10 protein-coding genes and 1 pseudogene are annotated in these 11425 nt (G+C 67.0%); 6 read left to right on the top strand and 5 right to left on the bottom strand.

Translation table 11 applies throughout. The annotated features are described in order from the left end of the window. Positions 1-83: 83 nt before the first annotated feature. A complete protein-coding gene (locus tag ACQP1O_RS30275; RefSeq protein ID WP_433561826.1) occupies positions 84-302 on the bottom strand; it encodes a hypothetical protein in 219 nt (72 codons plus the stop codon). Between the two features lie 269 nt (positions 303-571). Between ACQP1O_RS30275 and coaE the strand changes: the two are divergent. Then, a pseudogene (gene coaE / locus ACQP1O_RS30270) lies at positions 572-1522 on the top strand (dephospho-CoA kinase); the annotation flags it as partial. A gap of 88 nt (positions 1523-1610) precedes the next feature. On the opposite strand, the gene ACQP1O_RS30265 reads toward coaE, so the two are convergent. Next, positions 1611-2135 carry a DUF402 domain-containing protein gene (locus ACQP1O_RS30265; RefSeq protein WP_433561825.1) on the bottom strand — a complete coding sequence of 175 codons (525 nt, stop codon included), beginning with the start codon at positions 2133-2135 and terminating at the stop codon, positions 1611-1613. Between the two features lie 210 nt (positions 2136-2345). Here ACQP1O_RS30265 and ACQP1O_RS30260 point away from each other — a divergent pair, with 210 nt between their 5' ends. Continuing rightward, positions 2346-2768 (top strand): hypothetical protein, encoded by a 423-nt coding sequence (locus tag ACQP1O_RS30260; RefSeq protein ID WP_433561824.1) that lies wholly within the window; start codon positions 2346-2348, stop codon positions 2766-2768. Positions 2769-2834: 66 nt separating this feature from the next. Here the strand turns inward: ACQP1O_RS30260 and ACQP1O_RS30255 are convergent, their stop codons facing one another. Beyond that, entirely contained in the window at positions 2835-3419 is a 585-nt protein-coding gene (locus tag ACQP1O_RS30255) for a DUF402 domain-containing protein (protein WP_433561823.1), read from the bottom strand. 410 nt (positions 3420-3829) lie between these two features. Here ACQP1O_RS30255 and uvrB point away from each other — a divergent pair, with 410 nt between their 5' ends. Further along, positions 3830-5995: an excinuclease ABC subunit UvrB gene (gene uvrB, locus ACQP1O_RS30250; RefSeq protein WP_433561822.1), complete on the top strand. Its 2166-nt coding sequence runs from the start codon at positions 3830-3832 to the stop codon at positions 5993-5995. A gap of 125 nt (positions 5996-6120) precedes the next feature. Here the strand turns inward: uvrB and ACQP1O_RS30245 are convergent, their stop codons facing one another. Continuing rightward, complete coding sequence (locus ACQP1O_RS30245) at positions 6121-6603, bottom strand: VOC family protein (RefSeq protein WP_433561821.1); 483 nt, start codon at positions 6601-6603, stop codon at positions 6121-6123. 56 nt (positions 6604-6659) lie between these two features. Here ACQP1O_RS30245 and ACQP1O_RS30240 point away from each other — a divergent pair, with 56 nt between their 5' ends. From ACQP1O_RS30240 to ACQP1O_RS30230, 3 genes are all read left to right on the top strand, one after another. Next, positions 6660-7556 carry an AraC family transcriptional regulator gene (locus ACQP1O_RS30240; RefSeq protein ID WP_433561820.1) on the top strand — a complete coding sequence of 299 codons (897 nt, stop codon included), beginning with the start codon at positions 6660-6662 and terminating at the stop codon, positions 7554-7556. Between the two features lie 87 nt (positions 7557-7643). Next, positions 7644-8060 (top strand): DoxX family protein, encoded by a 417-nt coding sequence (locus tag ACQP1O_RS30235; protein WP_433561819.1) that lies wholly within the window; start codon positions 7644-7646, stop codon positions 8058-8060. A 460-nt stretch (positions 8061-8520) separates the two neighbouring features. Beyond that, the gene (locus tag ACQP1O_RS30230) at positions 8521-8973 is read left to right on the top strand and encodes a universal stress protein (protein ID WP_433561818.1); all 453 of its coding nucleotides are present in this window, start codon (positions 8521-8523) and stop codon (positions 8971-8973) included. Between the two features lie 90 nt (positions 8974-9063). On the opposite strand, the gene ACQP1O_RS30225 is transcribed toward ACQP1O_RS30230, so the two are convergent. Further along, positions 9064-11340 (bottom strand): HelD family protein, encoded by a 2277-nt coding sequence (locus ACQP1O_RS30225; protein ID WP_433561817.1) that lies wholly within the window; start codon positions 11338-11340, stop codon positions 9064-9066. Positions 11341-11425 lie beyond the last annotated feature (85 nt).

Raw genomic sequence — 11425 nt, 5'->3', positions numbered from 1 at the left:
GGCTCGGTCCGAATCGGACCGGGCCACTGTGTGTCTCGGGGGAGCGGATCAACTCGGGCGGCGAATTGGCCGGCCGCGCCGGATCAGCCGGCGGTGGCGGGTACCCAGCGCCGCACGATGCGAGTCTCGGGCGACCGTTTTCGCTGGGCCGCGACGCTGTGCCGGGCCGGGTTGAGCAGTGTGCCCAGCCAGGAACGACGGCGCTCGACGAGAGCGGCTGCGACGGCGGGGATCTCGATGCAATGCACGGTGCCCGCCAGGCCCAGACGGTGGCGACCCGCCTGGAGTTTTTTGGTGCCCACTGATGTTCCTTCTCTTGCGTGTTACCGGCCTAAGATCGCCTGCGGCGAACCATAGCCGAACAAAAGTGTGCGTCACCGAATATTGCGCGACATTCACCCCGGCGTGTCGGAATCTTGCCGACAAACGGTCCGTATTCTCCGAAAAAGTTGCGAAACGGTCTCACGAGTGTCACGGAATGGCCAAGTACTGCACTTGCAGGTGAAACCGCAGACCGGAGGGGGTAACCCCTGATGGGCGCGATGAGCGGCGCTGATGCGAGACTGAACAAATGTTGCGAATCGGTCTCACCGGAGGCATGGGCGCGGGCAAATCCACCGTGGCCCGCATTCTCACCGAGCGCGGAGCCGTGCTGGTGGACAGTGACGTCGTCGCCCGCGAGGTGGTCGCGCCCGGCACCGAGGGGCTGGCCGCCCTGGTCGCAGCCTTCGGAGCGGATATTCTCGCCGCCGACGGCAGCCTCGACCGACCGGCCCTGGCCGCCAAGGCCTTCGCCTCCGACGAGGCGCGCGCCACCCTCAACGGCATCACCCACCCGCTGGTCGGCAAGCGGACCGCCGCGCTCATCGCCGCCGCCCCCGCGGACGGGATTGTGGTGCAGGACATTCCGCTGCTGGTGGAGAACGGCCTCGCGCCGTTCATGAACCTGGTGGTCATCGTGGACGCCGCCGAGGGGACCCGGCTGCGCCGCCTGGTGGAGTTCCGTGGCATCGACGAGGCCGATGCCCGCGCCCGCATCGCCGCCCAGGCCACCGACGCCCAGCGCCGGGCCGTGGCCGACGTGCTGCTCGACAACAATGGCGCGACCGGCGTCATCGATGCCGAGGTTCATCGGCTGTGGGATGAGCGCCTGGTTCCCTTCGAACGCAACCTGCGCACCCGCACGCCCGCCGCCCGGCCGGAACTGCCCGTGGCGGAGGCGAATCCGGAGTGGCCCGTGCAGGCTCAGCGGGTGATCGCGCGGCTCGCCGTGGCGTGCGGCGCGGACGCGCGGAGCATCGAACACGTCGGACCGACCTCGGTGGCGGGCAAACCGGCCACCGATGTGCTCGACATCCGGATCACGGTCGCCGACGGAGCCGCGGTGGACGGCCTGCGTGATCGCCTGGCGGACATCGGTTTCCCGCCGGTCGCCGCAGGGGACGCGCTGCTCGCCGCGTCGGGTGTGGATCTTGCGGCGGGGGAGCGGCTGCACGCGAACGCCGACCCGGGCCGCCCGGTCAACCTGATTCTCGGCGTCTGACCCGGCCGCCTCGACGGTAGAGGGGCCGTCTGCACCCCTCGGTGCGGACGGCCCCTCTGTCTCGGGCCTACATCCAGGTCAGCGTGATGCCCTTGGATGCCAGCCAGGCCTCGAAACTGTGGCCGTGCGCGGCGATTCCGTCGATGGTCGAGGTGGCCGACTCGATGGCATGCTGCGCCTCGGACAGGGTCAGGTAGCCGGCGGCGTGCGCGGCGAGCAGTTCGTCCACGTCGAGCAGCTCGACCTCGCGGCCCTGGCGCACCACCAGATCCAGGTAGTGGTCGACGGACTTCCACTGCTTCGGGCCGACCTGCACGAATTCGCCGATATCGATGTAGTAGTCCTGGTCGCGCAGGTGGGCGGGGGTGAAGTGGAACACGGTGGCGCGGATGGACACCGTTGGCAGCAGCCAGGATTCGATGTAGTGGAACTCGGGGTGGTCGGAGGTGCGGGCCATGTACATCCCCCACGGCTCGACCTGGTACCGCTCCACCTGCCGCACGAAACCCTTGGGATCGATGTTGGTGAGCTCGTCGATATTGAAGTACTCCACCTTGGGTCGGTGCAGATCTACCGCGGGTGCCCGAGTCATGCCATTCAGCATCGCGTGTCGGGCGGCGGTCGTCCAGGGGAGCGGGTGTCGCGTCGCCGACAGATTGCTGGAATCCGGCTCCGACCGGGACGAATTTTCCGAAAACATGATCTGAAGCGGTCATGTTTCGCTAATGTGCGGCTGCGCCGTTTCGTCGCGCACGACACTCGCCGCGCCTGGGCGGGTGCCTCACCCCAAGGGAAGTACTGCATGAACGCACACACAACCCGTGCCCGCCGGGTCGGCATGGGATTGACGACCTTCGGCGCGGTGGCCGGGACCGTCGTCCTGGTCGCTCCGCAGGCCGGTGCCTGGCCGTCCAATCTGGAGGTCTCGGGCTCCACCCACAATGTCGGCTGCTCCTACACGCTCACCGCGAGCGTCGAGGTCGACCGCCTGACCTCGGTGTCGTTCACCGACAATGGCGTCGAGCTGACCGGCAGCCCGGTGTCGCCCTCGTTGCTGAGCAACAAGGTCACCATCAACTGGACCCCGAGCACCGCCGGTTCGCACGAGCTGAAGGCCACCCAGACCCTCATCTCGAAGTCGATCACCGTCCAGGTGGATCCGGCCGGCAGCTTCGGTAGCTTCGGCTGCGGCCTCAACGGACTGCTGCCGAGCCTGTCCGGCTAGTCGGAGGACGGACAGACCCGTTCGAACCCGCCCGGTCCGTGCCGCACGGACCGGGCGGGCTTGTTTCTACAGCCAACTGAGCGTGACGCCCTGACCGGCCAGCCAGCGGTCGACGTCGTGACCGCAGCCGGCGATGCCGTCCACCACGGCGGCGGCCCGCTCGATGGCGAGATGAGTGCGCGCGGTGTCGAAATGCCCTGCGGCGTGGGCGCTCAGCAACTGGTCGATCCCGACCAGTTCGGGCGCCTGGCCCCGGCGCGCCACCACCTGCAGATAGTGACTCTCGGCCCGCCACTTCTTGGCCTCGCACGGGCCGTACTCGCCGATGTCGAGATAGTAGGTCTGGCTGCGATCGTGGCCGGGCCGCAGATGGTAGACCGTGGCGCGCAGCGTGAGCTCGGGCAGCAGCCAAGACTCGATGTAGTGGAAACGTGGATTGTCCACTGTCCGTTCGACATACAGGCCGAAAGGCTCTGCATGCAAACGCTCCACGGGGTGCAGGAACCCGCGATAATCGGTCCACGACAGATCCGCGATATTGAAGTATTCGAGTCTTGGGCGATGCGGAGACACCGGAGGGGTGTTGCCGATCGTCTCGTAGGGGTGTGCGCCATTGGTGGAATTCCGCTGTGGCGTATGCAGACCGGTCATCGCCCTGCCTCTTCTCGAATCGTGCGACCAGCGAGCTCAGAGTACACCTGGGAACGGTGATTCAAACCGTTGGAAACGGACTGAGATCTACGCGACACCGCGACGGGCGCGCGTCGCGAAAACCCTTGGGGTAACGGTCAATTCGGACATTTACCGATGGTTTACGAAATCGTGTGTGATGCATGGGGAACCGAGCAGGGGCGACCCGTTCGGCGCGGAGTGAAACCCTCGGCAACCGTGCCCGAGGCGACGACTGATTTCGAGAGGCGAGGGTAACTCGCCGGGTACGACCAGAATCGGTTCGGCACCCAACCGCCGGCAGGGGTTGTCACTCTCAACGGCTCTCAGTCGCCCGCTGAAGGCGCGGGGAGGCGGACAGAATTGTCGGTGGGGAGTCCTAGGCTGGGGACATGGCCTTCGCAACCGAGATCCCGGACGACCTGCCGCTGGCTCATTCCGAGCACCGGCCCATCGGCGACGTCGAGCGCGTCGACGGGCAGTTCCAGGTGGTCAGCGAGCATCGACCGGCCGGTGACCAGCCCGCCGCCATCGAGGAGCTCGAGCGGCGCATCCGGGGCGGGGAGAAGGATGTGGTGCTGCTGGGCGCCACCGGTACCGGTAAATCCGCCACCACGGCCTGGCTGATCGAGCGGTTGCAGCGGCCCACGCTGGTCATGGCGCCGAACAAGACCCTGGCCGCGCAGCTGGCCAACGAGCTGCGCGAGATGCTGCCGAACAATGCGGTCGAGTACTTCGTCTCGTACTACGACTACTACCAGCCCGAGGCCTACATCGCGCAGACCGACACCTATATCGAGAAGGACAGCTCGATCAACGACGATGTCGAGCGGCTGCGGCACTCGGCCACGTCGAGCCTGCTCTCGCGGCGGGATGTGGTGGTGGTCGCCTCGGTGTCGTGCATCTACGGCCTCGGCACGCCGCAGTCGTACCTGGATCGGTCGGTGCAGCTGGAGGTCGGCACCGAGATCGATCGCGATAGGCTGCTGCGTCTCCTGGTGGATGTGCAATACACCCGCAATGACATGTCGTTCACCCGCGGTAGTTTCCGGGTGCGCGGCGACACCGTCGAAATCATTCCCTCCTATGAGGAATTGGCGGTGCGCATCGAATTCTTCGGGGACGAGATCGAGGCGCTCTATTATCTGCACCCGCTCACCGGTGATGTGGTGCGTCAGGTGGATATGGTCCGGATTTTCCCGGCCACCCACTATGTGGCGGGCCCGGAACGCATGGAGCGGGCCGTGCGGGATATCGAAGCGGAGCTCGACGAGCGGCTCGCGGATTTGGAGAAGCAGGGCAAATTACTGGAGGCGCAACGACTTCGGATGCGCACCCAATACGACCTGGAGATGATCAAGCAGGTCGGTTTCTGCTCCGGTATCGAGAATTATTCGCGGCATATCGACGGCCGTGCCGCCGGAACCGCGCCGGCCACGCTGCTGGATTACTTCCCCGAGGATTTCCTGCTCGTCATCGACGAATCGCATGTGACCGTGCCCCAGATCGGCGGCATGTACGAGGGCGACATGTCGCGCAAGCGGAACCTGGTGGAGTACGGCTTCCGGCTGCCGTCGGCGGTGGACAACCGACCGCTCACCTGGGAGGAGTTCGCCGATCGGATCGGGCAGGCGGTGTACCTGTCGGCCACGCCCGGCCCGTACGAATTGGGCCAGACCGGCGGCGAATTCGTCGAACAGGTCATTCGGCCCACCGGCCTGGTGGATCCGCAGGTGGTGGTCAAGCCGACCAAGGGGCAGATCGACGATCTGGTGCACGAGATCCGGCTGCGCACCGAGCGCGACGAGCGTGTGCTGGTCACCACGCTGACCAAGAAGATGGCCGAGGATCTCACCGACTATCTGCTGGGACTCGGTGTGCGCGTGCGCTATCTGCACTCGGAGATCGACACCCTGCGCCGCGTCGAATTGCTGCGGCAGTTGCGGCTGGGTGAATACGACGTACTGGTCGGCATCAACCTACTGCGCGAGGGTCTGGACCTGCCCGAGGTCTCGCTGGTCGCGATTCTCGATGCCGACAAGGAAGGTTTCCTGCGTTCGGCCACCAGCCTCATCCAGACCATCGGCCGTGCGGCGCGCAATGTCTCGGGCGAGGTCCACATGTACGCGGACAAGATCACCGACTCCATGCGCCACGCCATCGACGAGACCGAACGCCGCCGCGCCAAGCAGATCGCCTACAACGAAGAGCGCGGTATCGATCCGAAACCGTTGCGCAAGAAGATCGCCGACATTCTCGACCAGGTGTATCGCGAGGCCGAGGAGACCGAGGTCGAGGTGGGCGGCTCGGGACGCAATGTCAGCCGCGGCCGTCGCGCCCAGGGTGAGCCCGGGCGGGCGGTGAGCGCCGGTGTCTACGAGGGCCGCGATGTGAAGAACATGCCGCGCGCCGAACTCGCCGACCTGATCAAGGATATGACCGCGCAGATGATGAACGCGGCGCGCGAGCTGCAGTTCGAGCTGGCCGGACGCCTACGCGACGAGATCGCCGACCTCAAGAAGGAACTACGCGGCATGGATGCCGCCGGCCTCTCGTGAGGGAAATTGTCGACGTAACAACTGATTTCGTGCAGGCGGGGGTAACTCGCCGGGTACGTCCAGAATCGGTTCGGCACCCAACCGCCCGCACGGGCTATCAGCTGTCAGCGGCACTCGGCCGTCCGCTAGAGGCTCGGGGAGGCGGAACTGGCCATCCATTCGTTGACGCGTCGCTCCGCCTCTTCGCGGGAGACGTCCTCGACTCGCGTCATGACGATCCAGCGGTGGCCGAATGGATCCATGACCCGGCCGAACCGGTCGCCGGTGACGAAGGTGGCGGGTTCGGCGACGAAGCGGGCGCCGTTCTCGGAGGCCAGCTTCGAGACGACGTCCACATCCGGGCAGTAGTGGACGACGCTGGTGTGGACCCAGTCGTCGGCGGGGGCGCGCAGGCCCTCGTCGGGAATGGGCATGCCGACCTGGATGGTGGAGTCGCCGATGAGAAGTTCGGCGTGTGCGGCCTGGCCGTCGGGAAGATCGTTGCGGCTCAGCACCTTCGCGCCGAAGACGGCGGAGTAGAACTCGATGGCCGCATTGGCGTCCGGGACGGCCAGGAAGCAGGTGATGGAGTGGTAGCCCTCGGGGATCGGATTCACTGCGTTGCTCATGTGCACTACTCTCGTCGCCGCGGCGGCGATGGTCTTGTAAGAAAGCGACAGGCGCGATGACCATTGGAAACACTGCCGAAGGGGCCGGTGGAAGCACTGCCGGAGGCCGGTTCTCGCCGCAGCCGGTACCGCCGCCGGAGACCGCCAAGGGCATTCTGCGGCCCCGCCAGCAGAACCAGGCCAACAACCACTCCCGGCTGCCCGCCAGCCCGCGGGTGTCCCGCTACGTCGAGTGGTACTGGGCCGTGCGCTGGGATCGCCGGGGCCAGCCGCCCTTCCGGGCCGAGGTGCTGTCGTACCCCTGCGTCAACCTGACCTTCGAGCGCACCCACGAACGCACCGGCGCCTTCGTCACCGGTGTGTGGACCACCAAGTACGTGCGTGAATTGGCCGGGGAGGGCGAGACTTTCGGGGTGAAGTTCCGGGCCGGCGGCTTCGGCGCGTTCACGGGCCTGGACGTCGGGGCACTCAGTGATACCTCGGTCCCGGCAACCGATATCTTCCCGGCGGCCGACGCTCTCTCCGAGGCGGTGCTCGCGACCGCCGATGCCGAACGCCGCCGGGATCTGATCGAGGATTTCCTGGTCGAGGTCCGGCGCGAGGAGCCCGGTGGGGGTGACGACACCGGCTACCGCCAGGTGCTGGCGATCATCGAGGCCATGGAGCATGATCGCGATCTGACCCGGGTCGACCAGGTCACCGAGCGTTTCGGTATTCCCGTCCGAACCCTGCAGCGGCTGTTCCGCCGCTATGTCGGTGCGGGCCCGAAATGGGTGCTGCGGCGCTATCGCCTGCAGGACGGCGCACATCTGCTGGCCGAGGGCCGCACCTCGGACCTGGCCGCGCTGGCCGTCGAGCTCGGCTACTTCGATCAGGCGCACTTCTCCAACGAGTTCGCCAAGGAGATCGGGCTGCCTCCGCTGGAATATGCCCGCATCTCGCTACCATCCTGATAACCGCTGGTCCGGGAATAATCTCGATACCCCAGAAGTTGGTTGCCATGTCATCCAATGGCATATCGATCATCGAAGGAGCGGGCTATGGACGTGCTGGTATTGATCGGACGGATCCTGTTCGCACTGCTGTTCCTCGGCTCGGGCTTCGGGCATTTCGCGCAGCGGAAGACGATGGCGCAGTACGCGCAGTTCAGGGGGTTGCCCATGGCCGATCTGGCGGTGCCCGCGTCGGGTGTGCTGCTGCTGGCCGGTGGGCTGAGCGTGCTGCTGGGCGTCTGGGCCGATCTGGGCGCGCTGCTGCTGATCGTCTTCCTGCTGCCGACCGCCTTCCTCATGCACGCCTTCTGGAAGGAGACCGACGCGGAGGCCAAGCAGGCCGAGATGGTGAACTTCAACAAGGACATCGCGCTCGCGGGCGCGGCGCTCATGCTGTTCGCCTTCTTCGCCCACACCGGCGGGGATCTCGGATTGACGCTCACCGGACCGCTTTTCAGCCTCTGATCCGATCCGGGCGCGTTAGTATTGCGCGTCATTGATCGGCCGGAGGGAAGAGGATCGTATGTCCATCCTCAGCGCGATTCTCGGCTGGTTGTGGGCCGAATATCGCGAGCTGTGAGGCAAGGCCAAGTCACTGTTTCGCGGGCCGTTCGTTGTGCGATGTCACAACGAACGGCCCGTGGCCGGTCCGGGGGATATCGGGTTTGTGACGAATCTCCCAGGGACGCAACACCGTTGGCATATTGTGGGCCACGTCGCGGTGCTTCGGAAATTCGCTGGTAGCCGAGGCCGTCTTCGCGGCGGGAACCGGAATGTGCCCGGATCCGATCACGCCACGGAAGTGTGATGTGTTGCGATATCGAATATTTCCGCCGGTTATGCCGCTATTGTCAGGCGAAGTTGCCGCGGTGAAAACCCCACTGTCGAGGATTCCGCGGCCCCGACCCTTGTACTTGGAGGAGAAATGACCGCCTACCGGACGATCGTCGTCGGTACCGATGGCTCGGACTCGTCGTACGTCGCCGTCGAGCGGGCCGCGGCTCTGGCCGGCGACGAGGGCGCCACGCTGTACATCGCCTGCGCGTATTTCCCGACCGACGACCGCGATGTGGCCGCGGCCGCGGACGTGCTGAAGGACGAGGCCTACCAGGTCCGCGGCTCCGCGCCGACCAGCGAGATCCTGCGCGTCGCGCGGGACAAGGCCGTCTCCGTCGGCGCGGTGAACGTGGTGGAGAAGGCCGTCGTCGGCGAGCCCGTCGAGTCGCTGCTGGACCTGGTGAAGGAGGTGGAGGCCGACCTGCTCGTCGTCGGTAACCGCGGCCTCAACACCCTGGCCGGTCGCCTGCTCGGCTCGGTGCCGTCGGATGTGGCCCGCAAGTCCCGCTGCGACGTGCTGATCGTGCACACCGTGCGCTGAGCGAACCTCCGTTCCGAGAGAGCGGACCCCCTTTTCAACGTAGCGGCCGAGCCTCACCGGGCTCGGCCGCTTCGCTGTTCGCGGTCCTGGTCAGCGCAGCCGGCGCAGGACCTCCGGCAGGTCCGCGGAATGCACGACCGCCAGGCGCTGGGTGGCGCGGGTGAGCGCCACGTACAGGTCGTTGAGGCCACGAGGCGATTCGCCCAGGATCCGGTGCGGTTCGGCCAGGATGACCGCGTCGAACTCCAGGCCCTTCACGTCGTGGACGGTGAGCACGCGCACCGAATCATCGGTCAGGTGTGCGAGTTCCGGGGCGAGGTCGTGCGGCACGATGACCACGGTGGTGCCGGGATGCTCGGCCTCCGCGGCGATCAGCCGCTTGATCTCGTCGGCCAGCTCGGGGGCCGCCACCCGGGTCGCGGTTGGCTCGAAGCCGGAGTCGCGGACCGAGCGCGGCGCGGGCGCGGCCGGGTCGATGGCGGTCAGCACGTCCGCCGCCACCGCCATGATCTCCGACGGGGTGCGGTAGTTGACCGTCAGCTCGGTGAGCTTCCAGCGCTTGGCCACATAGGGTTCCAGCACCTGCTGCCAGGACGAGGCGCCCGCCGGGTCGCCGGTCTGTGCCACGTCGCCGACGGCGGTGATCCAGCGATTCGGGATGCGGCGCATGACCATTCGCCACGCCATGGCCGAAAGCTCCTGCGCCTCATCCACGATGACGTGGCCGTAGGTCCAGGTGCGGTCGCCGGCGGCGCGTTCGGCGGTGGTCTGCCGGGTGCGCACCTGCTGGCGCTCGGCGAGCTGGGAGGCGTCGATGAGGTCGTAGGCCATCAGCAGTTCGGGATCCAGGTCGTCCTCGAGATCCTGGGGCGCGGAACCGGTGAGGATGTCGAGTGCGTCCTGGGCCTCGGCCAATTGGGCGCGCCAGCGGCGGCGGGCGCGCTCGCGCTCTTCGCTGTCGTCGATACCGAGCAGTTCGGCCAGCTCGTCCAGCAGGGGCGCGTCCGCGTCACTGAACTCTCCGCTGTCGGACCGGTACAGCTCGGCCCGGTCGGTGTGGCTCAGCTGCCCGGCGGCATCGGCCAGGCGCTTGGGGTCGGCCCACAGCCCGCCCAGCACCTCCTGCGGGGTGAGGATGGGCCACAGTCCGGCGATGGCGCGCTGGATCTCGGGATCGGCTCGCATCTCGTCGCGGATCTCGGTGAGATCGGTCTGGCTCAACAGGTTTCGCCCGCCCAGCGGGTTCGCGCCGATGGCGGCGGCCAGCTGATCGGTGAGCGCGTCGACGACGGCGGCGGCGAAGACGGGCCGGGCCAGGTTGTGCGGACGGCGCGAGGAGCGGGCGCGGCCGCGGGCCTTGGTGGCGATCTTGCGGTCCAGCTCCAGCTGGTGGCCGTCGAAGTAGAGCTGAATCGGCTCCCGGGGCACCTCCTGCCAGGCCCGCACCCCCTTCTTGAGCACCTCGAGCATGTCGAGCGAGCCCTTGAGCTCCCCGGCGCGCAGCGAATCCTCCAGTGTCGCTTGCACTCCCGGGTACAGGTTGCCGACGGTGGACAGCAGCACGCCGGTCTCACCCAGCGAGGGCAGCACCTGGCCGATGTAGTCCAGGAACGTCGAGTTCGGGCCGATGATGAGCACGCCGGCCTTGTCCAGCTGCTGCCGGTAGGTGTACAGCAGGTAGGCCGCGCGGTGCAGTGCCACCGCGGTCTTGCCGGTGCCGGGCCCGCCCTGCACCACCAGCACGCTCTTGTGCTCGGAGCGGATGATGGCGTCCTGCTCGCTCTGAATGGTCTCGACGATGTCGTTCATGTGCCCGGTGCGGGCCGCATTGAGCGCGGCCAGCAGCGCGCTCTCGCTGCCCACGCCGCCGTCGCCGCCGAGCACCCCGGCGCGCTGCGCGGCATCCAGGTCCAGGTACTCGTCATTGACCCCGGTGACCGTGCGGTTGCGCGAGCGGATGTGCCGCCGCCGGGTCACGCCGTCGGGTGCGGCGGTGGTGGCGAGGTAGAAGGGCCGGGCCATGGGAGCGCGCCAATCCAGCAGCAGCGTCTCGTAGTCGGCGCTCTCGTCGAGGATGCCGATGCGCCCGATATAGCGATGCTCACTGTCGCCGTTCTCGGCGATGTCGATGCGGCCGAAGCACAGGCCGTGTTCGGCGGCGTCGTACTTGGCCAGGTCCTCGGAGTAGAGCTGGGTGAACGACTCGCGCTCACTACGGGCCTGCGGCGTGCCGCCGGTTTCCAGCAGCACGGTGCGCAGCCGCCGCTGGGCGTAGGCGCGCATGCCGTCGAGCTGTTCGTAGAGCTTCGTGAGGTACTGCTGCTCGCGCTCCAGGTCCGGGGAAGCCGCGTTAGCGGAATCGGACACGGAACGCTCCTCGGTGAGGTCGGGCAAAACGGAACTCCTTGTTCACCACGTCCGCCGTGTTGGGTACGGCGCGCGAAGCATCGAG

It is taken from the genome of Nocardia sp. CA-151230, from assembly GCF_050942175.1.
In the GTDB taxonomy this organism is placed as follows: Bacteria; Actinomycetota; Actinomycetes; order Mycobacteriales; family Mycobacteriaceae; genus Nocardia.
Note: the sequence above shows the minus strand (reverse complement) of the source record. Positions and strands in the feature narration are given on the sequence as shown.